Here is a 23,273-nt window from a genome sequence, read left to right as displayed (position 1 = left end):
TTAGCTAAATGTATAGTCGTTTTAGATGGCAGTATATTTTTTAAGATTTCTATTTTATGAAAGCGAGGAAAAATGATTGAATAATTTTTCAAAACAATACGAGGAATTTATATCGGAAGAAGAAATGCTAAGAAGCTACTATAAGGAGCATGGCCTAACAACGGACCAGTTTTTTCCGTTAATGAATATGGTTATGGAACTATCTCCTCTTAAAATAAATGAATCATACGAGAAAATATGGATGAAGTATTTGGCTCATAACAGAATGATTAATCGAGAAAGGGTAAATCCAAATTTTGAAATCGACAACTACGATGAAATCATCGGTGAAGAATACATGATGGAAACACTTAATGAAGGAGGCGCTTTTCTCTCCTGGCATTTTGGTGATTATCGGCATAATGTTGACCAAATCATTAAAGCTTTAAGATTTAAATTTCAAAATAAGAATCGGAAATTTTATGTTGTCGTAGACCAAGAATCCTTTGAATCAGAAGGGAAACTGGATTCATGGGAAAAAATTAGGGAAGAAGCGGGAGTAAAGCTATTAGTCGCAGAATCAAATCTTATAGCTATCAAATTATTTTATATTTTAAAAGAAAATGACTCCTTCCTTTTGTTTCTGGATGGACAAGCAGGATTTAATGAAGATAATACAGATATACGGACGAACTTTTTGTCTTCAGAAATAAAAGTGAGAAGCGGTATCTTTAGGATTCTTGAAAGGGCAAAGAAAAAAATATGTATTCTGCTTACGACTCTGTCCGAAGATGGAAAAAAGCAAATTATCTTTCATAAGCCTTTTGCAGTAGAACCCAACAAGATAGATGAAGCAGTTAACAAAGCTTTCTCCATTTTCACATCAGAACTGATGAAAAAGCCTGAATTATGGAGATTGTGGTATAGGCACGATGAACAAGTTGTAGAATGGCATCCATCTGTAAATATTCAAGATGGGAAGCCAATTCAAATTGATTGGAAAACAAAAAGTCAAAATAGTAGTCAAATATTAGGTCTGGATACCAATCATGCTCGGTTATATGAGCTTGAAACTGAAGCATTATCATTTGATATTCAGCGAAATTCTGGCATCAATTTTTTTGTTCATACTAATGATAAATACATGAATACAAGTATTAGATTAACGTTTTTATATCCATTAAGAAAAGAAATGGCATGTTCTATTGCTATCTTTTCAGAATTATTAATACCCGTCAATATACAGACGAAGTTAGATCATTTGTATGGGGCAATTTTAAAAAGCAACGTATCGAGAAAAGGGGATTATCATGTCTTAGAATTTGAAATGTCGATCATGCAAAATAATCAACTTGATTCGGATATGATTTCAAAATCTTTAAAACTATTATCAGAAATCATTAATAGTCCACTGGAAAAAGGATTTGAATATGAGCGGATAGAAAAGGAATTTACCAGTCACTATTATCGCATTAAAGAAATGAATGAAAATGTGGAATATGCAGCCCAAGAAATTTGCTTAGCTACTATGACGGAAGGGGAACCATTCAGTATTCCGATTTATGGTGATTTGGACACTCTGGAGGAATTAAACGAAGAAATATTGGTACAACATTATCAAGAATTCATATCATCCTCTAAAAAATACATTCATGTAATTGGTCCAAACATTGATGAAGATAAGATACAAAATGATGCTTGTAGTTATTTTCAACAGGAAGAAGAAAATAACCTTTGTCCACATGGCGACATGCTTTCTCCAGTTCATCAAGAGATTAAGTATATCGAGCAAGATTTACATGCCAATCAAGGAAGATTGTTGATAGGATTTAAAACAGGTATCAACTTCTCATCATTGGAATATATTCCTCTACTTGTCTTCAATACTATATTCGGAAATTTACCCGAATCAAAATTACAAACTGAAATCAGACATAATAGAGGAATGGCCTATTATCTAAGTTCTGAAATAGATGATTTAAAGGGAATATTATTAGTTCATGTTGCTTTACAAGAAGAAAATTATGAAACAGTGACTGAGATTATCTTAAATGAACTAAACAAAATTCAAGATGGGCAAGTGAGCGAGGAAGAAATTCAAACCGGTATAAATGCAGTGAAACATTATGTGAAAACTGGCTTAGAAACTCCAGCTATCTTAATTGATATTAGCTTAACAGGGGATTTATTGGATTTTCAAGATGATGAAGAGAAGGTTTTTTCTGTTCTAGAAAATATTTCCAAACGTGATATCGTAGATATTGCAAAAAAGATAACGTTAGATACGGTATTTAAATCGGTTAAAAAGGTGGCGAAAATATAAATGGAATGTCTTCAAAATGAAAAATTTGGCCACACCGTTTTTTGTGAAACCTTTAGTAATGGGATGGAAGTACATATGATTCCTCTCAAAGGAATGTCGCAAACATTTGCTGTGTTAAATGTGAATTTTGGTGCTAATGATACAGCTTTTATCAGTACTACTACAAAGGAAAAGATGGAATTGCCGTATGGGACAGCTCACTTTATGGAACATTTAATTTTCAATCATAGAAATATGCACGAAATGAAAAAAGTATTTACTGAAAACGGAGCATCTATTTCTGCCAAAACTGGCTATAATAATACGGATTTTTTAGTTTCTAGTTCTGGTAATATAGCAGAACTTATTTCCAAATTACTTACCTCCATTTTAAGTCAAGGATTTACAACACTTGAGATTGAAAATGAAAAAAAAGTGATTAGAGAAGAAATATTAATGTATCAAGATAAACCAAACTGGGTAGTTTACAGAAACCTATTAATGCAAATGTATCCTGATCTGCCAATTTGTACAGATGTGGCCGGTACGATAGAAAGTATTAACAGGATAGACAAAGGATTATTGGTGCAGGCTCATGACATTTATTATAGACCTAACAATATGAAATTGGTGGTTGTAGGTGATGTTAATCCAATTGAACTGTGTGAAAGTATTTATCATACAGTAATCCGTGATGAAAATTATGCTGAAACAAAAAGACATGAATTTGAACAATTTTATCCCAATGCTAAAAATCAATCCTATAAAAATATAGCAATTATGAAAAATTGCTCCCATGATTTATTTTCGATTGGTTTAAGGCATGAAGATCAAGGAGGGAATTATAATGAAAATCATTTAGCAAAACTCGCAATTACTGAGGCCCTTTTTGGGTTGGGATCTACATTAACCATGGATTTGAATAGGGAGAACTTAATCAATAATCAATGGGGCTATTCTAATTACAATGGTCCAAATTATGACTTTACTGTTGTCAGTGGTTCAACGGTGAATATACTCCCGGTAATAGAAAAGCTATATGAAAAACTTCAAGAGGTAAGACGGAGCGGTTTGAACCCATTTGAAATTGAACGAGTAGCAAAAAAAATGATTGGTCAGAAAATGATGCAGATGGAAAATATGAAGGAATTCGCTTTAGCATATTCCGAAGACTTATCCAATGGCTTGAATTACTTTAAAACCTTTGAACATTTATTAAAGATGGACGCCCATCTCATTAATAGCAGGTTAGAATCTATTATTAATTTTGATAACTTCTTAAAAACTGATTTTTCTTCACTACCAATGATTGTGAAAAGATGAGTTTATCGTAGAATTTAGACAGTGAGTTTATAGGTATAGATAAATTACAATCATCCCATTAATTTGATTTTTATATAATGTATTTACCACTACTTATGTATTAATTATGAAATGGTGACTTTTTTTTGAGTCATAGGCAACATTTCAATCCATTTTTTTAGACCTATGATTTTGAAATGGGCAGTATTGTTTCGATGATTGTTGGAGTAGTCTTATCTTTTGATTCAATGAACATTTTAAACAGAATTTCAATACCTTTTTAAGGATATCATTGGATTTAAAGGAGGACAATAAATGAAAAAAAGAATGATTGTGCGAACTTTATTTTTAGTAATTATCTTTAGTGCCATTACTTACACCGTCTATAGTAACTTCATAAAAGAAACATATGAATTGGTGAAAATAGGCGATATTGCACCTGATTTTATTCTTGAGGATTTAAATGGGGAGAAGCATAAATTATCAGACTATAAAGGTAAAGGAGTTGTACTAAATTTTTGGGCAACTTATTGTGATCCATGTAAAGAAGAAATGCCTGATTTAGAAGAAAACTATATTAAATATAAATCTAAGGGAGTGGAAATCCTAGCAATTAATAATGCACAAACAACTTTTGAAGTTAAAAAGTTCACTAAAAATATTAGTTTTCCGATATTGATAGATCACTCAATAGTTGTTTTTAAAAGTTATAATATAGATGCTATACCAACATCGATATTCATCGACTTCGAGGGCACAGTTAAAAAAATATCAGTGGGTGGTTTGACCAATAAAGCAATTCAGGAAAATGTAGAATTGATTATACCTAATAGATAATCATAAGGCTGAATTTTATGAATCAAGATTAACCTAGTTAAAATCACATTTTAAAAAAGTAATAGTGCATCTATTATACTGAAGAACAGATAGCCCATTCCCTCAATAAAATAGAATGGGCTATCAATGGCCAACTTAAAGAATGTTCTGTTAGGTATCTATGGATCAATGACTATTTCATTTTCACGTTCTTTTATTAAACTATCTATTAATACATAGCCGAAAATAAGTCCACCAATTGTTATCAGTAATGTACTTTGTGAAACAATTAATTCATTTGCAAAGTAAAAATATTCACCTATAAATGTGTAAGTCAAGAAAGGAGACACAGCTATAAATAATGCTGGTAAAGCAATGACCACAATCTTTATCCAATCAAAAGTCCATTGTTTCTTTTCTTTAATTTCAAAAATCAATTTGGGTAAACGAAGTAATATGCCAATAATTATAGGGAATGCGAAAGAAAATCGTATTAAAGGAAGAATAATATAATTTGTGGAAGCTTCCTTTTCTAAATGCAATTTATAACTAAGTCCAAAGTAAATCATAATACCGATAATTATTAATGAAATGAAATAGCGTGAAAAGCGTTTCACCCTCAACTCCTCCTTAGAAAGTTCGATATTCTACAAATGTCTAATATGCTCTTTTATAATAATATTTTCCTATTAATTGTATTGAAAAGCAAATAAATCTTTCATTACATTCGGTTAAAATGGATAACCCATTATGGACAGTATATTAACATATGCTCCGAGTTGTTATTCATGACTATGAATATACTTGAAAAAATCAATTTATTAATTAATTGAAATTCCGGTAGCGAATCCTTTATCTCAGAATAGTAAAGGGATTGTAGTTAGAACGATGATCTTGGAAGATAATCTTTAAAAACTTTAACGTGGTTCAAATCTTCTAGAGGAATGGTTATAATAATTGCATAGAGTGGAAAAAAATCAATTAATTAGTAGGAGTAATAAAAGATGGATGACAAATTTAACATTATGATTGTCGAAGATGAACAGAAGATTGCTCAAATGATTGAAGAAAACTTAATCAAATGGGGATATGATGTATTTTCAGTAAAGGATTTTCAAAAAGTAGAAGAATATTTGTCAGTAAAACCTCATTTAGTGTTGTTAGATATTAATTTACCTTATTATGATGGATTTTATTGGTGTGAGAAAATTAGGAAGTATTCTAATGTACCCATTGTATTTGTGTCTTCTCGTAATGAGAAAATGGATATTATGATGGCTATTAATATGGGTGGGGATGATTTTATTCAGAAGCCATTCTCAATGGACATACTTGTGACGAAGATTAATGCGATAGTACGGAGAACATATACATATCTTTCTCCTAGTTTAGAGGTGCTCAAACATAATGAATTGACATTAAATTTGAAGAATTCAACGGTTATGTTCGGTGAGAAGGAAAGTGAGCTTACAAAAAATGAATTTAAAATATTGACTGTTCTATTTGAAAATAAACAAGAAATAATTAGCCGTGATACGCTAATGCGTGCTTTATGGGAAGATGAGAGTTTTATTGATGACAATACTTTAACAGTTAATATAAATCGTTTGCGTCGTAAGCTAACGGAAATGGGAGTTGAAGATTATATCCAAACGAAGAAAGGGCAAGGGTATATACTAATATGAGTGTTTGGCAGCATTTATTATTTAAAAGGCGGTTAATCATAACCTACATTATGATTATGTCGTTTATAACAGTAATGATTTATATCAATCCAATACTCTCTATGCCAATTAATAATTTATTCTACCTTTACCTTATCTCAACTTGTTTCTTTTTCTTGTACATATTTATAGAATATTACTTTATCAAAAAACACTTTAATGCATTGAAGAGTAGCTGTAGAGATGGTTTTATAATTCAAGAAGAGCTACTGACTCCTAAAACATTGGAGCAAAAGTTGTTTCAACAAATATTAAAACAAGTAGATCAACAGCATCAGCAAAAAGTCACAAGTATTTTAAACGATAAAAAAGAAACGATGGATTATATGACATCATGGTTCCATGAAATTAAAACCCCGATCTCGGTTAGCCGGTTAATTATTGAGAATGAGAAGAAAAATCCAGTATTGAATAGTATTGAGGAAGAAGTAGATACGATAGAAGGATACGTTGAGCAGGCACTTTATTTCGTTCGAGCGGATGATTTCAATCAAGATTATTTTATTGTTCCTGTAGATTTAGGCGTAGTAATTCGATCAATTATCAAACAGAATGCCAAGATATTTATTCGAAAAAAGATAAAACTTAAGTTGGAAGTAGAGTCTACAGAGGTACTAACTGACCAAAAATGGCTAGCCTATATTTTGGCACAAATTCTATCTAATGCTTTGAAGTATACTTCGCCTCAGGGGGAAGTTAAAATTTCTACAGAAGAAGATGATATAGAAAGAAGATTAATCATTGAGGACAATGGGATAGGAATAGATCAGGCCGACATCCAGAGAGTTTTTGATAAAGGCTTCACGGGGATGAATGGAAGAAGTCATGGGAATTCAACAGGCATGGGTCTATATCTAGCAAAGAGGTTGGCGAATAAATTAGGACATTCAATCACTATCACTTCCGAAAAGAACCTCTTTACAGTTGTTACTATACATTTTCCAAAACTACATGATTACTATGCAATAACATAATACAAAATGAGAGGCAGCCACCTTATTTGTACCTGCCTCTCATTTTGTTATTTGAAGACCTTCTTCAAATATTAACATAAAGATTCGTTTTTATTACCTGTGTAGTTGATTGGAGTGAAGGTGGCGACTCCTGCGGGAAAGCGAGACAGTCCAAGGCCCTGCAGGAGCGTAGCGACGAAGCGACTTGGCGCTCGCCCGCGGAAAGCGTCCAACGTAGCGGATTAGCATTTAATAGAGACTATAGAAAAAAGACTGTTGAGAAACACGAATTTCTTCGCATTTTGTCTACAGTCTAAGAGATAGAAATGCTATTGGGGCCCTTTTTAAGCATTTACTATTTTATTACAAGAAATAACAGTTAATACATAGTAAGAAATATAAAGAATTGTATAGGATACGATGCAAATGATTACAGGTATGATGAAGTTGATATCCATTAAATTTGAGATAGCAGTTAAAATCATACAACTATGAGTAATACCTACGATTAAAGGTAGGAGAAAGACAACCGAATATTGTTTAGCAATAACGCGCATTATTTCGCTTTTTTGAACACCAAGCTTCTTTAATGTTGTATACCTTACTTTATCGTCAGTTACTTCTGTCAGCATTTTAAAGTAAATCATACTACCCGAAGCTGCAAGGAACACTAATCCCAAAAATCCACTAATAAAGATCAGTAATCCGTAGACAGATTGTGCTTCTTGATAGCTATCTGAAAAACTGATGAATTGTGCTTCACTAGGAAGTACGTTCATGATTTTCTTTGTCAGTGCAGCAGATTTAACTTCGTTTGTTACTTTCAAAGTATGTACAGTAGTAGGCGGATTCTCATCTCTAAATTGACTGTATACTGAGTCATTAACAACGATAATGAACGGTTGAACAGGGTCATTTAACAACGATACCGATTTGTTATCAGCAATCTTTATTTTTAAATCATCTGTTGATGAATGCAAGGAAATTGATTTGTTTATATTTTCCTGTTGGTCTTGTGAACCAATGAAATTGTTGATAATTGTTAGAGCTGCCGTTTTCTTTAGAGGTGCAATTGTATCTAAGTCTAATTTCTCGGCTAGCTGATTGTAAGTTTCATTTGAAATAACAGCAAATGATTCATCAAAGTAGAAATAACCTCCAGGAACTTTTGAGAGCTCTGAAACATCGCCTTTTACCATTGTATACTCCAAGTCATACTCAAAGACCAAGGAATGATTGTCTTCTTTGTTAATCAATTCACGGATTTTTGCATCTATATCAGAAGTTGTACTTTCATATTGATAACTATATGGAACAAAATTCTTCATTGTATCAAGTGTATTGTAATAAATACTATAAGCAAATCCAAAAGCAATCAGTGTGCCAGCATTCAGTATAGATATAATAGTGAACATAAAGGCATTACTCTTTAATCGATTAGTTAACTGTGTAAAAGTTAATAGATTAGACCACTTAAAATAAAATGACTTATTCTTCTGTAATAGCACGAAGAAAAACGCACTTAAAGAATGAAATAACAAAAACGAGCCAATAATCATGGAAATAATTAAGATGATAATAGTACGATTAAAGTGCAGACCCCAATTGCTTGATTCTGGAGACTGTAGTAGTAACCAGTAGCTACCTCCAACCATTGCAATGGCAAGCAGGGCTAACAACAAAGAAGGCTTATTTATTTTCTCGCCTTTTTTAGTTGCATGAAATAGTTCGATTAGTTTAAAACGATAAATAATAAAGTAACCTTGTAATGATGTAAGAAAAATTATTACACTGAATACAAGTAAAGTCTGTATGATTGCTCTTGAATTAAAAGTAAATGTAATAGCAATAGAAAAGCCCATTAATTTTACTAAGATCATACTGAAGAAAACAGAGAATAATTCCCCGATTGCCAGCCCAATTAAAAGAGCAAGTATACCCATTATAAAGTTCTCATAAAATAACATTCTACCAATTTGTTTTTTCTCGACGCCTAGTAATGAATATAGACCAATATCTTTCTTACGTCTTTTAACAAAGAAATTATTCGAATACCAGATGAAGATGGATACAAATAGTAGTAAAAGAATAGAAGAAGCTCCAAAAGCCGATTGAAGTTTATCTGTATCTGTGAGAGCCAGGATAATTTGGTTATTGTATTGTAGTGATAAAAAAGTAAAATAAATCGTAATACTTAGTGTCATAGATGCGAGATAAAGAAAGTATTGATAGAAATTGTACTTAATATTCTTCTTCACAATACTAAACATGTTCATAGGTCCCACCCCCTATAGTAGAAAGCGTATTTAATAATAGGTTAAGGAATTCTTTTCTGTCTTTGTCTCCGCGTACAATTTCTGTGAAAAGGCGTCCATCTTTCATAAATAATACTCGGTTACAATAACTAGCAGCAAAAGCATCATGTGTGACCATTAAGATAGTCGAACCGTAATTTTTGTTCAATACGCCGAATGTATTAAGAAGATCTGTTGATGATTTAGAGTCTAAAGCTCCAGTAGGCTCGTCTGCTAACACTATACTAGGATTTGTAATAATTGCTCTTGCAACAGCTGCTCGTTGTTTTTGTCCCCCAGAAACTTGGTAGGGGTAAGAGTTTAAGATAGTTTCAATTCCGAGTATGTTAGCAATTTCTAAAACTTTAACTTCCATCTTCTGAGCTGGCCAATTAGCTAGAGAAAGTGGTAGTAGAATATTTTCTTGTATCGTTAAGGAATCTAGCAAATTATAGTCTTGAAAGATAAAACCCAAATGCTTTCTTCGGAATTTAGCTAAATCCTTTTCCTTCATTGAGTCTACTGATTCACCCCCAATGACAATACTGCCTGACGTTGGTTTATCAATTGTTGAAAGGATATTCAGCAGTGTAGTTTTACCAGCTCCGGATGGTCCCATAATGCCAACGAATTCCCCTTTGTTAATCGTTACATCTACATGATGTAGAGCTGTATATATGTTGTTTTTTGCTCCAAAAACTTTATGTATCGAATTTCCTTTTAAAATGGCATCCATATTAAAACTCCTTTCAAGAGTTAGTTTGTACTTTAACAATACGTTGAAATTTAAGGTTTCTCCATCGATTTTCCAAACAAGTAGTTCCTGTAACTTACATTTTTGTCACAATAGAAGTGTTTTTATAGATTGACTTTGCTTGGGTACGTATTTATATAATAATTAGAAAGTGGAGTTAAAAATAGGGGTATGTTGAAATTAATGGTGTTACTTGAAGAATTAATACATCTACAATTTTATAGAATAGATTATAAATAATTCAAATTACAAATAAAGGCGGGGGAAATATGAAACTAATAGAAATAGATAAATCAAATTGGCTGAAAGTTATTTATTTAACAACAAATAAAGAAAGTATGCCAACAATATGCGAAGAATTCGTCGCATCAAATGCATTATCAATTGTGCAAGCACTATTCGAAAAAACATGGATTACAAAGGCAATTGAAGTGGAAGACCAATTAATTGGTTTTACTATGTATGGTTTCTCTGAAGAGCAGAACTTTTTTGAATTATGCAGAATAATGATTGATCGAAAGTTTCAAGGAAAAGGCTATGGTCCTAAAGCAATTTTACTTGTAATAGAAGAGATGAAGAAACTAGAAGGATGCAACGAAATCTACTTATCAACTGAACCCAACAATAAGCGTGGGAAGAAAATATATGAGAAATTAGGCTTTAAGAATACGGGGCGCATTGTTGATGGTGAGGAATTGTATTGTTTGAAGCTTTGATTAAATATAAGTAGCTCATAAAGAGAGTCTGGGAGGAGTTCATGAATGAATCAATTTACACTAGTTTGGGAGAACGTTTTGAACACTTTTCATCAAGTAGATGCTTCTGGTGCTGCCTTAATGATTATGAAAGAAGGCCAAGTTGTTGCAGAATCTTACACTGGTTTTCAAAGTAATGCTTTTGGAGCAAGAGCTATACAAAAGGACACATTATTTCATCTAGCTTCAGTTCGAAAAACATTTATCGGTTTTGCTGCAGCTTACTTAATCCAAGAGGGGGTAATTCAATCACTTGAGCAAGAGATTGCACCAATTTTTCCTGAAATGGATAGTGGAATATTAGAAGGAGTTAGCATTCGCCATTTAATCACTCATACGCATGGGTTAAGACTAGTAAATGGAGAACTTGAAAAGGAGTTTCCGGCAGGGACAAGCTGGGCTTATCGTAATATTGGTGTAGATTTATTGTCTGAAATCATTAAGAAATCTTCAGGTAGAACGATTGCTAATATTGTTGAAACTGAAGTGTTAGCTCCATTGGGTCTGACAGAGATCGGTTGGTATGGTGAGCTAGATTCACGGCATGTTGAAGTGATTCGAAAAGAAAATGATCCACATTGGTATACAAGTAACAATGTAGATGGAAGCCAAATGAATATGTTTGCCTCTGTAAGAGATTTAGCTAGATGGGGAGCCCTACATTTAACTAACGTAAAAGTGGACGGTAAACAATTGATACCTCTAGAGATATTTGAATACTGTACAGCTGTTCAAAGCCCAAATACTTTACCTTTGGACTATCCAAGGAATGGTTTCTTTTGGTTTGTCCAAGGAGCCTCATGTGATCGAACAGAAATAGGTGAAGAGGTATCTAATGATGCTTATCAAATTCTTGGCTATACAAATGTTACTTTATTAGTCATTCCAGAGCATAAGATAGTTGCGGTACGTGCTTTTAACAACTTCGGTTCATCAGTTGGATATGATTATTTAAAGGATGTTCGTGGTTTTGGGAATTGTGTGATGGAATGTTTACGATAGTACATGATGATTAAATAGCTACTATCAAGAAAAGCAGTATTTTCTTGAAAATGGCTATTTTAATGTAGAGAATCTCGAATCTATTATTAAGATGTTTCTGATTTGATCTACTCAGCTCTTCATTTGATGCACTCAGAGAGTAATTTAACCTACTGAGAGGAGCATTTAACCTACTGAGAGGAGCATTTAACCTACTGGAGGAAACATTTAACCTATTCGACTCTTCATTTAACTCATTCCGAGAGTAATTTAACCTACTCGAGCAATAATTTAACCGATTCGAACATATAAGAACTTAATCTGATCAATTTTTGTCAGCATTTGACTCCCTCAGGACGTGATTGTATTCTTATTTAGTGATAAAATAACTATTTTTAAAATTAAAGTTCTAATAAGTAAGAGCTAGCCGTCGATTTCGTATATAATGGTAAGATAGAGAAGAATTGATATTCCACAGACCAATTGTCGAAGAAAGCTTGAATCATCTCAATTATAATTTTAAAGGAGTTTGACATAACTTGAGTAAAAAGTTTGAAACAGAATTACCAGAAGACTATGCAGAACTAAAAAAAGAAGCGAATTACACGTCTAGCTGGAGAGATCGTCTTTCAGCAGTAAATGAGTTAAGCACTTGTAAACACCCTAAAGTAATAGATCTTCTTAAAAACCGTATGGAAAATGATACAGTATACAAAGTACAAGAGGCTGCTTACAAAGCACTAATTGCATTTGGTGAAAATGTAGAGCCTCCTAAAGTACAAAAATTTGATATTATCAAAGGTACTGATAAAATCCTAATCCGTGTGAAGAAAAGCTTACCAGCTGATCACACATTTGAAGACTTCGCTGGAAAACTTGAACGTATGCGCCTTGATGTATACGATGCATACGAAGGTCATAAAGGTAAAGAATTCAAAACATGGCTTGAACAAAAATGGACAAGCTTAAATAAATAATTATTTATTTAAAACCAACTAGGTGCTTAGTACTCTGAAAAACTAATGCTCCTAAAATTTCATACAAAAAGGCGACATGGCGTTCAATTCTAGCCATGTCGCCTTTATTTTTATGTTTTCTGCAAATCTCTCCATCAAGTGTTGTTTCTGAAAAACCTCGAAAGCCCTATAAATGCTCCATCAGCCGATATGATTTTCTATAATCGGATGATCCCTTCACTAAAATAAACCTTTGTTAATATTAACATTCCTCAATAGTGTAAAAAATGCATTTCTTTATAATAAGAAATAGCAGATTGTATTTGAACAATGAAAATAAAAAGAGGAGTGGCAAAGTGAGAAAAAATGACTTGAATGTTGTTAAACCTCTTGCTTCATTTGAAACAAATTTATTAACAAGCATGATTGCTATTTCAGATAATGCTATGGAAGATGCAAATACTCCAAGAGATAAAAGTAATTTAATCTTAAAATTTACAGCAATATTTGAAACAGCTTTTAGAAGAAAAGTTAATAAAGACGCTAAAGTATCAGATGAATTAAATACAGGTACTTATTATAAAGTTTGGGCGAAAGTAATTGGCTGGTACAGTTCAAAAAAAAGTGAAAAATGTTATGAAGATGGCAAGCTGCTAACAGGTATAAATAAAATTTCGGGAAAATACTACAAAAAAGGTAAGATTGCTTCTGGTTGGTACGGTTTAGGAGCAAATAAGAGATGGTACCAAGAAGGTTTAGCGTTAACTGGAATAAGAAAAACCACTGGGGAATTATTTGTAGATGGTGTGTTAAATACTGATTTATACGTATTTGAAGATAAACTATACGATGGTATGGAATTAAACACAGGTCTATCTTTATTCGAAGGCAATCTATATGATGGTGAGAAATTGAATAAAGGAATTATACAATTTATAGGTAATTGGTATAACGGATCGAAAATGGCAACTGGCACCATTAATACACCAGCTGGTCAAATAATCACAGTTGAAAATGGTGTGCAAACTTTAACAGGTAATGGAACAAAAACACCTCTTAACAAAAAATTGATAAATCCTGTGATTGAGGTGAAGGGGAGTTCACGGGATGTAAACGGTTATAGAAAGGGAGTTATTAATACTATTACATGGACGGATAGTATATCTGATAGCACCTTAACATACTCAGTCAAACGTAATACGGTAAATAGCTTGACTAATGCAACAATAATTGCCGCAAACATTTCTGCGGGTATTCAAACATATGTTGATAACGTATTTCCAAGAAGCGCTATTCCTATATATTACTACTTTATTGAAGCTACAAACGGTATCCAAAATGTTTCTTCGAATAGTATTGAGGTAAAAACTGTGCCTGATATAAAGCATGCTTCTAGTCAGAATTACCGTACAGATAGCACAAATAGTTTGTTGTACAATGCTGTCACAGATTCATATGAATTGGTTTGAAATCCATCCGTGAAAAGTCTATGTAATTTTGGACTTTTTTTTAGTAGAAGAGGTGAAGATATATGTTTGAAGTTTTGGAAGTGAATCATACTAATTTTTATAGCTTTAAAAAACTCTTGCTACCTGCACATTTTAAACAACTAGAAAAATCCGAAAACAATATTTTGGGTGTAGGGGCAATTTCTCATACTGAACCAGTCGGTCTATTATTGGTGAATTTAGAAACTAGCTCAAGAGTTGCAAGCATCTTTCACTTTGTTGTAAATGCCGAAAATAATGAAGTAGATATTATAGAATTGTTACTGGACAAAGTAGAAGAGCTTTTAGAAGTAGGGGGATTTTATATAACTGATTTGACGTTAACCATTAATCAATCAGTAGAAGAGGTTCAAAAAATACTTTTACAAAGAGCATGGAATACAAGGTCGGCAATTACCCATAAATATGTTGCCAAAACACAAAGAATACAAGACAAAGATTGGGCATCTCTCTTTAATCGGTCAGATAATCTAAAAGTTGTACGTTGGTCTACCACACATGAAGATGATATCAATCAAATTATTTTAAATAATGACCCTTGGTTTCCACCAAAATTCTCTCCTCTAAATAGTTCGAATTTTATAGATCCAGAATATAGTTTTGCCTTATATGACAAAGAAGATTTAGCTGGATGGATTATTTGTGAAAAAGTTGCTAGTAATATGTTACTTTGTAAAAATATCTACGTAAGAAAATCAGCAACTACAAGACTTGGAGGAATGTTACTTATAGCAACATTGATTAGGAAAATAGAAGATTTGAATATGTTTGTCACATTCCTTGTAGAAAAAAACAATATAGATATGGGAAACATAGTGAGTAGGAGATTTAAAGACAATATTATTAGGAAAGATACGCTTCTAAAGTTTGTTAGATGAAGCGGTAATTAAACGCGAAATAGAGGGCGATTCATCATCAAAAAGCTAGCAATCTCAAGTGATTTGCTAGCCTTGAATTAGTTCTATATAGTTTTATCGGCTTTCACTACTGTTTAAGTAGAATAGCCTTTGCTCTAGAATTAACGCCCAATTTACTGTAGATGGTTGTTAAGTAAACTCGTACAGTGCCTTCAGTAAGAAAAAGGCGATCGGCAATTTCACGATTAGTCGCTCCATCTGCGAGTAATGAAAACACTTCTTGTTCCCGTTGTGTAAGGGAATCCAATGGGCTATCTTCACTCTGGATGTCATGTAATAATCTAGTTACATAGGATAGGGGTACTGTATTCCAATTAGGGTCGTTTTTCGTTTTACGCATTTTTAGATAGGCTTTCAACAAAGGAATACTCGCTTTTTCATCTAAAAAAGTTCGGACATATTCATAAGGTGCTCCTTGAAATAATGCTTCGTGTAATGCCAACATTGCACTATCATCATTACCCAGTGCTTTCTCACAAATAGCTTCAAGTACAGTGGCCTCTATAATAGTTGAAATTTGCATCTCCTGTAGAGATTTCGTTTTGACTTGCATTATTGACGATAATGCATCCGATGCCTGTGATTTTACCATTAGTAATCGAGCATTTACTAATAGCCAAAATGGTTGTCTTGATTTCGACATTTTTAGTTCTTGCTCAGCCTGTAATAGATTTCCTTCAAGTAAATAACAATGTGCGATTTTGGTTCGCAATGTTTTAATCCAATGTTTTTCCTTTACTGTTTCCATAGAATTTTTTAAAAAAGCATGTGCTGCTATTAAATTGTTATTCTTTATATATATTTGCGCTTTTAGTAAGTACATAGGTATGAACAAACCAGGATCTCGAAATTTATGACCATATTGAATTGCAATTTTCAACTCACTCGATGCTGCATCGGTAAAGTCTTTTTCATATAATGACTCAGCTGATGTACCATAACTATATGCAGTCATATTATCGTCTTTAAATTCAGTTTCTCGAAATAATTTGATAAAAGGGTAGGATTTTTCGAATGGCCAGAATTTCCCTTTTGAACCAATACTCGTACGTAGAATTTTATGTTCGAATGTATTGTATTGCATAGGGATGTTGTCCCATCTTGAACCTACACGACCTTTCTCCAATTGTCTTTGAACAATTTCTGTAGCTTGTTCAATGTCCCCGCCCATTCCAAATATGGCATAAGCTTTTACTGTCTCATAAATACTGGCTACTCCTAAATTTTCTTCAAGATCCATCCATTTTTCTGTAACCTGTTTTTGCTCTAATGCAGTCATTATTTCAACCGCTTCTTCAAATTTTAGAGTAGAAATGAGGGCGATGACATCCATAACAAGCATTTCATAAGGAATCGGATAATGATTCATACGTAATGTTTTTACCCAACCTATAAAAGTAGAAGTTTGACCTGATGTGAAAATATCAACAAGATGGGTAGTTATCCATGATTCTGCAAGCTCATAGTCCTGCTTACTTATTGCCAATTCAATTGCAGAAATAGTATCACCTTTATCATGTAATAGAGTGGCAGCCTCTGTAATAATAGATGCTACCAATTCTTCTGAATAGCGATTTTTTAGTTCAATTTGCAGAGCTTCCGCAAACAAATGATGATATCGATAGACAGGAGGAGTGGAGTTTAAACGTACAATAAAAAGTCCCTTCTTTTCAAGCTCAGATAGAATTGACAAACTGTCTGAACGGTTTGTCAGTACATTGCAAACAAGGGGATCTAATGATTTTAAGATAGAAGTTCGAATAAGAAAATCTTGTATAGATGGAGAAAGTGCGGCTAGAATATCTTGCAATAAGAAATCGGCTATATATGGATGTGCACCATTCAAAGCATCTATATTGAAATCATTTATCGCGGAAGAATTCAACGAAAGTTCAGTTAATTGAATCCCTGTGACCCAGCCTTCTGTCTTTTTCAAAACATGCTGCAACATTGAAATGTCTGTATACAAGCAATTTTTCTTTTCATAAAATTGTTGTATTTCTTCATATGTAAATCGTAGTTGTTCCATGCCTATTTCTCTCAGCCAAGACTTAGCACGCCATTTAGCGATTGGAAACGGTACATCTGATCGGCTAGTTATATAAATTTGTACATTACTAGGCAAATATTCGATAAATTGAATCATCATTTTATGAATCGTAGCATTTTCAATTAAATGATAATCATCTATCACAATAGATATGTTTTGCTCTACTAAGCTCATTTCATTTAAAAAAGAATCTATTAAAAACTCGAAAGCTGAAGGCTCCTGTGATGCAAAAAGGGAGGCTAGTTCTAAATCTATGTTGTTTTTCGTTATTTCTGTTACTGAATGTATGACATATTTCCAAAAACGAATAGGATCATTATCTGCCACTTCAATAGATAACCACGCAACAGGCTTATCAAACTGGCTAAACCATTGACTTAGAATGGTTGTTTTTCCATACCCAGCAGGTGAACGAACAAATGTTATTTTTTTTGTACGGTCGTTTCGAAGTAAATCATATAATCTTTCTCTTTCAATAGCTGAATCTAAGGCTTGTGGCATCGTTGTTTTAGACCTTAACAAAACCATTTGCATTTCCTCGACTCCTTATAAATGGATGTATTCTATATAATAGATTATGAGATATTTTACTTACTAATCCATTTTTTTCTAAAATGACAAGCTGTTTTAAGCTTATACTGTTTACTTCTAAAACGCTATCGATTTCCACATTTTTTCCATGATAATAGTGAAAATGTAATATTAGGACTATATAAACTCAGTCCAAGAAAAACGGAGGAGGGAATAAAGGACTGCCTTGTAAAAAACTTGTCAGTTTAGTATAAAAAAGGATTTTGGACATGTTTGTTGAAATGTATTAAGAAGTATACCTATTTGTTCTACTAACGAGAAGAGTTTAGACACAGGAGGAAACTATGGATAATGAAACACTTAAAATAGTAGTATTATTACTAATATTTACTGGGATCATTTTAATGTTCGGCTATTTTATGAGAAAAATATTAAAAGTTGAGCGAAAGAAATGGTTTTCATACAATCATGTTAATGACTTACATAAGAAAATAGATTGGTCGATTCGAATTACATTTAGTTTAATATTCATAACGATTTCTTATTATATGATTTATTCAGACGTACATAAAATTGATTGGTATTTTGACATGTGGGTTTATTTTTTTTTATTGTTTATTTTCTTATCAGAATCGGTAAGGTCTGTAATGGAATGGAAATATGCAACGAATCCAAACACATATATTGTAACGGTTGCTGAAATGGTATTAATCATTGTATTAGTTATAATTATTTTAAAGACACGTTTCTTTAATTTACTTAATTAAGCAAAAGAGTCGTTTTCATTAACAACATTTTTAAATTTGGAAGTTGTTTAGATTTAAGTATGTTATTGATTGATAGAATTAAGATTGAACTGGGAGTGTAGGGGTTTGAATAATTCTTGGAACAAATTTATTTATAAAATCGGATCGCCAATTTATGATAAGTTTTTTAATACAGGTAACTTTTTAAATGCACGAAAACAAATATTTCAATCGATACCATTCGATAGCAAACAAAAAATCTTGTTTGTTGGTGTAGGGACAGGTGCTGATTTAGAGCTAATCAATTACTCTGACTTAGATATAACTGCAATTGATTATTCACCGGATATGCTTGGAAAGGCAAAAACAAAATTCAAGGGTTCTAGGATAAAATTTTTAGAAATGGATGCTCAAAATATGATTTTTGAGGAAGAAACTTTCGACTATGTTGTAGCAAGTTTAATACTTTCAGTTGTACCAGATGCTAATAAATGTTTTCAAGAAATCTCGAGAGTTTTAAAGTACAAAGGAAAAGTAATTATTTTTGATAAATTTGCTCCTAAAAATAAAAAGCTCTCATTACCAAAATTACTATTAAGACCAATTATTAGCGCATTAGGAACTGATATTGGGCGAAGCTTTGAAAAATTAATTCAAAAAAATAATAAACATTTAAAAATGGAAGAAGATACACCAATTATGATGAATGGAATGTATAGGAAGATAATAATTGCTAAAATTAATTAATGTTCTTCAACTAGCGGGAGACTTTAGTTGAAAAAGTAGAGAACTTTATCAATACAAAGTTCTCTCATTTTATTCGCAAAAAAAGCTAGTACAAAATAAAAAGCCCATAAACGTTGGTAGCTAAACATTTATGGGCGATGATTCTGTGAACTCTATCTTGTCGAGATAAATGCAATTGAAAAGCACTTCCCACCTAAACCTCAATAATAACCGGCAAAATCATCGGCTTTCTTTTTGTCTCAGCATTTATATACTGGCCTACTGATTTTTTAATCTTTTTCTTCATTTTATTAATACTACCATCTAATGATTCATTAACTGTTGTTTTAACAATGTCATTTACATTTTTTATAAGCTCTTCGGAATCTTTTGCGTATACAAATCCTCGGGAAATGGTGTTAGGTTCAGAAACGAGTTTGCTTTGTGTTTTAATAATAGTTACAACAATGACGAGCATGCCGTCTTCAGATAGCTGTTTTCGATCTCGCAATACGATGTCCTCTACTTCGCCAATGCCGATGCCATCTACGTAAGTATCTCCAGCAGGGACTTTTCTAGTTTGACGAGCTAATGAGTTTTCAATATCGACAACATCTCCGTTTTTAATGATGAAGGTACTGTCTTTTTCTATGCCAACGGATTCAGCTAACAAGCGATGTAGGTATAACATTCTATATTCACCGTGAATGGGAATAAAATATTTAGGTTTCATTAATGTTAACATAAGTTTTAGGTCCTCTTGATAACCGTGCCCCGATACGTGCATTCCCGTTTTACTAGCTGAACCATAAATAACTTTGGCTCCCATTTGAAAGAAGCTATCTACTATCCGTGATACATCTTTTTCATTCCCCGGAATAGGGGATGCTGCAAAAATAACCGTATCATCAGGTAACACTTTTACTTCCCGGTGATTCGAAGTGGATAAGCGAGAAAGGACCGCAAGTGGCTCTCCTTGACTCCCTGTACATAAAATCACGACATCTTCAGGTGGCAAATATTTTACGTCTCGTGCCTCAATGAGCAAGCCATCTGGTAAATCTAAATAACCGCGTTCTACAGCAACGGAAACGACATTCACCATACTACGACCAAGCAGTGCAAGCTTTCGATTGGTTTTTAAAGTTGCATGGACTATTTGCTGAATACGATTTACATTTGAAGCAAAGGTTGAAATAATAATCTTACGCTTAGCTTTCATAAAGGCTGCTTCAATATGCTCACCTACTAATTGTTCAGAAGGTGTAGAGCCAGGGCGTTCTGCATTTGTACTCTCGGAAATGAGGAGTAGTACCCCCTCTGTACCAATCTCACTCATTTTATGAATATCTGAATATTGATCATTCATTGGTGTTAAATCGAATTTAAAGTCCCCTGTATGAACAACCTTTCCTTCAGGTGTGTCAAAGACAATGCCTAAACAATCAGGAATACTATGGCTTGTTCTAAAAAAGCTTACTGCAATGTCACCAAACTCTAACTTTGAATCTGAGTTGATTTGTACCAATTCTGTAGTCCTAAATAGTTTATGTTCCTTTAATTTTAGTTCAATTAATCCTAGTGTAAAACGAGTTGCATAAATAGGAACATTTAGTTTTTGCAAGAAGAATGGAATTCCCCCAATGTGATCCTCATGCCCATGTGTTACTACTAGAGCCCTGATTTTTTCCTTATTTTCTTGTAAATAATCGATATCAGGGACGATAAGATCAATTCCTAATAAGCTTTCATCAGGAAATTTTGCGCCACAATCGACGATTACAATATCATCTGCGTATTGTATAACATACATATTTTTACCTATTTCATTGATACCACCTAAGGCGAAAATAGATAATGTTTTATTACTTTGAGTCAATATAATGTCCTCCTACTCGACTATTCTTTTCTAAATGCGATGCAATATAGGCTTTTTTGACTTCATTCTTCAGTATTGCTATTGAGTCATTTTTCTATACGAAAGCACTTAATGTAGATGGATTAAGTGATTGAAAAATGGTTTTACCCGTGATCTATCAGGTCATCTAGCAGGACATATAACAAGATGTTTGTGAATATTTGTAGAATGGTAATCTATCATAATAGAAAATAATGAGGGGTAGGTGAGGATTATATACATCTCATTCTTGCCCTAAACATATGAAATATTTTCAATGCACAATCGTTTTCAAATTTTTCTCGAATAGGCTTATAAGGAAAATATAGATTATTGACTCTAATAGATTAATATGCTAAAATCATCCAAATACATTGAAGAGAAGAGTAAATAAGGTTGTTCTTTATCAGAGAGCTCGGATAGGTGAAAGCGAGCAAGAACTAATTATTGAAACAAGTCTCGGAGTAGCACATAGGATTTCTTTTGAATGATGATGTGACGGGAGCTCCCGTTATAGAGATACGGTATAAACAATAGTTTGATTATTGTCGTACTGAAAAAGGCTATTATGGTGACATAATGGCAAACTGGGGTGGCACCACGATTATGAATTCTCAATCTCGTCCCCAAGACAGCTGTCTTGGGGGTGGGATTTTTTTTATGCAATTTTATAAAAAAGGAGAATGAATCGTATGGGAAATCGGAAAAATGGTGCACTTCTGTTAAGTAGTATTGCAATTTCAAATTTGGGTGAGTGGGTATATTTCATTGCTTTAAATCTAATTGTTTTAGAGTTAACGCATTCACCATTTGCTGTGAGTATCTTATATGTTTTGTCACCAATTGCCAATGTAATAATGAGTTTTTGGGCTGGGAGTTGGATTGATCGACTAAATCAAAAGAAAGTGATGATTTTCTTCGATATTTTTCGGGGGGGATGTGTTCTACTTTTAGCATTTAGCTCATCATTATTAGTCATTTATGTTGTTTCATTTCTCATATACATGGCAAATGCGGTATTCACACCAACATCTATGGCTTATATGACTAAGATGGTACCAGAAACAAACCGTCAACGCTTTAACGCGCTGAAAAATTTCGTGCAATCTTGTGGTTTTTTATTGGGGCCATCTATAGCGGGAATTCTATTTATGATTGGCACGCCAGAAATGGCAATTAAAATAAATGCGTTCGCATTATTTAGTTCAGCAACATTACTATTCTTTTTGCCAACAATGGTGAGACAGTGTGAAGTGATTGAAAAAGTATCTTTTCATGTTATAAAAAAGGATTGGGCCAGAATTTATCATTTCGCCAAATCAGTAAAATTTCTAACGGTCATCTATATGTTATTTAGCGGTGTTACATTATTAATGACGGCAATTGATTCATTGGAAGCGGCTTTTGCCACGAATGTTCTAGGATTAAGTAATAGTGAATATGGGTTTCTTGTCAGTATTGCTGGGCTTGGCATTGTACTTGGAGCCATTTTGAATACGATATTCAGTAAAAATCTACGACTAGGGCATTTGATGAGCGGTGGAGCTATCTTTACAGCAGTCGGCTATCTCATTTATGCAACTTCCCATCAATTTACTGCAGCAGCTATCGGTTTTTTTCTATTAACTTTTGCATTTTCATTTGCAAACACAGGATTTCTAACATTCATTCAAGAAGAGATTCCTAGTGAAATAATGGGCAGATTCATCAGCATATTTAGTGTTTTTGAGTCAATTGGTATTATCTTGTTAACGATTATTTTTGGGATTGGCGCACAGTTAATCTCGCTTCAATTCACAGTAATTATTGGTTCTATCCTTCTACTGGGGATTAGTCTTGGGATATTGTATAACGTTTTGAAAACACCGAATAATCAAATGGGAATTTAAAGGAAAGATAATGTCTGACGAAATGATTTTTCACTGTAAAATGTGGTATGATATGGCATATACTTGAAACAGTAATGTATGCAATACAATGTAAGGAGGGCTGCATTTTATGAGAAGAGGTACTATTAATTTTGCATAGTAAAGGCTATTGCAAAATATTATAACAAAATAATAGCCTTTGCTATTCCTAAAA

18 protein-coding genes and 1 other annotated feature are annotated in these 23,273 nt (G+C 33.0%); of the genes, 13 read left to right on the top strand and 5 right to left on the bottom strand.

The window, feature by feature from the left end:
* The first annotated feature begins 76 nt into the window (after positions 1 to 76).
* From AMD00_RS05050 to resA, 3 genes are all read left to right on the top strand, one after another.
* The gene (locus tag AMD00_RS05050; RefSeq protein WP_053415973.1) at positions 77 to 2,302 is read left to right on the top strand and encodes a M16 family metallopeptidase; all 2,226 of its coding nucleotides are present in this window, start codon (positions 77 to 79) and stop codon (positions 2,300 to 2,302) included.
* Complete coding sequence (gene yfmH, locus AMD00_RS05045; RefSeq protein WP_053415972.1) at positions 2,303 to 3,604, top strand: EF-P 5-aminopentanol modification-associated protein YfmH; 1,302 nt, start codon at positions 2,303 to 2,305, stop codon at positions 3,602 to 3,604. It abuts the gene before it with no gap.
* 294 nt (positions 3,605 to 3,898) lie between these two features.
* Positions 3,899 to 4,420, top strand: a complete 522-nt coding sequence (gene resA, locus AMD00_RS05040) for a thiol-disulfide oxidoreductase ResA (RefSeq protein WP_053415971.1) — start codon at positions 3,899 to 3,901, stop codon at positions 4,418 to 4,420.
* A 158-nt stretch (positions 4,421 to 4,578) separates the two neighbouring features.
* On the opposite strand, the gene AMD00_RS05035 is transcribed toward resA, so the two are convergent.
* Positions 4,579 to 5,016 (bottom strand): hypothetical protein, encoded by a 438-nt coding sequence (locus AMD00_RS05035; protein ID WP_053415970.1) that lies wholly within the window; start codon positions 5,014 to 5,016, stop codon positions 4,579 to 4,581.
* Between the two features lie 387 nt (positions 5,017 to 5,403).
* On the opposite strand from AMD00_RS05035, the gene AMD00_RS05030 reads away from it, so the two are divergent.
* Both AMD00_RS05030 and AMD00_RS05025 read left to right on the top strand, forming a co-directional pair.
* Entirely contained in the window at positions 5,404 to 6,084 is a 681-nt protein-coding gene (locus AMD00_RS05030; RefSeq protein WP_053415969.1) for a response regulator transcription factor, read from the top strand.
* A 275-nt stretch (positions 6,085 to 6,359) separates the two neighbouring features.
* Positions 6,360 to 7,097, top strand: a complete 738-nt coding sequence (locus tag AMD00_RS05025; protein ID WP_169786315.1) for a sensor histidine kinase — start codon at positions 6,360 to 6,362, stop codon at positions 7,095 to 7,097.
* 323 nt (positions 7,098 to 7,420) lie between these two features.
* On the opposite strand, the gene AMD00_RS05020 is transcribed toward AMD00_RS05025, so the two are convergent.
* A complete protein-coding gene (locus AMD00_RS05020; RefSeq protein ID WP_053415967.1) occupies positions 7,421 to 9,352 on the bottom strand; it encodes an ABC transporter permease in 1,932 nt (643 codons plus the stop codon).
* Positions 9,339 to 10,106: an ABC transporter ATP-binding protein gene (locus AMD00_RS05015; RefSeq protein WP_053415966.1), complete on the bottom strand. Its 768-nt coding sequence runs from the start codon at positions 10,104 to 10,106 to the stop codon at positions 9,339 to 9,341. The genes AMD00_RS05020 and AMD00_RS05015 overlap by 14 nt, the downstream gene beginning before the upstream one ends.
* 287 nt (positions 10,107 to 10,393) lie before the next feature.
* Here AMD00_RS05015 and AMD00_RS05010 point away from each other — a divergent pair, with 287 nt between their 5' ends.
* The 5 genes from AMD00_RS05010 to AMD00_RS04990 all read left to right on the top strand — a co-directional run bounded on the left by AMD00_RS05010 (position 10,394) and on the right by AMD00_RS04990 (position 15,202).
* Positions 10,394 to 10,840, top strand: coding sequence for a GNAT family N-acetyltransferase (locus AMD00_RS05010; protein ID WP_053415965.1), 447 nt, complete (start codon positions 10,394 to 10,396; stop codon positions 10,838 to 10,840).
* Between the two features lie 45 nt (positions 10,841 to 10,885).
* Positions 10,886 to 11,881, top strand: a complete 996-nt coding sequence (locus AMD00_RS05005) for a serine hydrolase domain-containing protein (RefSeq protein ID WP_053415964.1) — start codon at positions 10,886 to 10,888, stop codon at positions 11,879 to 11,881.
* A 518-nt stretch (positions 11,882 to 12,399) separates the two neighbouring features.
* Positions 12,400 to 12,837: a HEAT repeat domain-containing protein gene (locus AMD00_RS05000; protein ID WP_053415963.1), complete on the top strand. Its 438-nt coding sequence runs from the start codon at positions 12,400 to 12,402 to the stop codon at positions 12,835 to 12,837.
* Between the two features lie 335 nt (positions 12,838 to 13,172).
* The gene (locus AMD00_RS04995; protein ID WP_053415962.1) at positions 13,173 to 14,285 is read left to right on the top strand and encodes a hypothetical protein; all 1,113 of its coding nucleotides are present in this window, start codon (positions 13,173 to 13,175) and stop codon (positions 14,283 to 14,285) included.
* Between the two features lie 62 nt (positions 14,286 to 14,347).
* The gene (locus AMD00_RS04990; RefSeq protein ID WP_053415961.1) at positions 14,348 to 15,202 is read left to right on the top strand and encodes a hypothetical protein; all 855 of its coding nucleotides are present in this window, start codon (positions 14,348 to 14,350) and stop codon (positions 15,200 to 15,202) included.
* A 106-nt stretch (positions 15,203 to 15,308) separates the two neighbouring features.
* On the opposite strand, the gene AMD00_RS04985 is transcribed toward AMD00_RS04990, so the two are convergent.
* Entirely contained in the window at positions 15,309 to 17,825 is a 2,517-nt protein-coding gene (locus AMD00_RS04985; protein WP_053415960.1) for a LuxR C-terminal-related transcriptional regulator, read from the bottom strand.
* Positions 17,826 to 18,166: 341 nt separating this feature from the next.
* Between AMD00_RS04985 and AMD00_RS04980 the strand changes: the two genes are divergently transcribed.
* Positions 18,167 to 18,589 carry a DUF4181 domain-containing protein gene (locus AMD00_RS04980; protein ID WP_053415959.1) on the top strand — a complete coding sequence of 141 codons (423 nt, stop codon included), beginning with the start codon at positions 18,167 to 18,169 and terminating at the stop codon, positions 18,587 to 18,589.
* A 105-nt stretch (positions 18,590 to 18,694) separates the two neighbouring features.
* Positions 18,695 to 19,315 carry a class I SAM-dependent methyltransferase gene (locus AMD00_RS04975; protein ID WP_053415958.1) on the top strand — a complete coding sequence of 207 codons (621 nt, stop codon included), beginning with the start codon at positions 18,695 to 18,697 and terminating at the stop codon, positions 19,313 to 19,315.
* A 193-nt stretch (positions 19,316 to 19,508) separates the two neighbouring features.
* On the opposite strand, the gene AMD00_RS04970 is transcribed toward AMD00_RS04975, so the two are convergent.
* Positions 19,509 to 21,173: a ribonuclease J gene (locus tag AMD00_RS04970; protein WP_053415957.1), complete on the bottom strand. Its 1,665-nt coding sequence runs from the start codon at positions 21,171 to 21,173 to the stop codon at positions 19,509 to 19,511.
* Between the two features lie 383 nt (positions 21,174 to 21,556).
* Positions 21,557 to 21,822: a binding site (T-box leader), on the top strand.
* Between the two features lie 61 nt (positions 21,823 to 21,883).
* On the opposite strand from AMD00_RS04970, the gene AMD00_RS04965 reads away from it, so the two are divergent.
* Complete coding sequence (locus AMD00_RS04965; RefSeq protein ID WP_083446114.1) at positions 21,884 to 23,080, top strand: MFS transporter; 1,197 nt, start codon at positions 21,884 to 21,886, stop codon at positions 23,078 to 23,080.
* Positions 23,081 to 23,273 lie beyond the last annotated feature (193 nt).

Origin of the sequence: Viridibacillus arvi, assembly GCF_001274945.1 — a bacterium.
GTDB lineage: Bacteria > Bacillota > Bacilli > Bacillales_A > Planococcaceae > Viridibacillus > Viridibacillus arvi.
The sequence above is the reverse complement of the archived record's forward strand: the minus strand, read 5'-3'. Positions and strand labels throughout refer to the sequence as shown.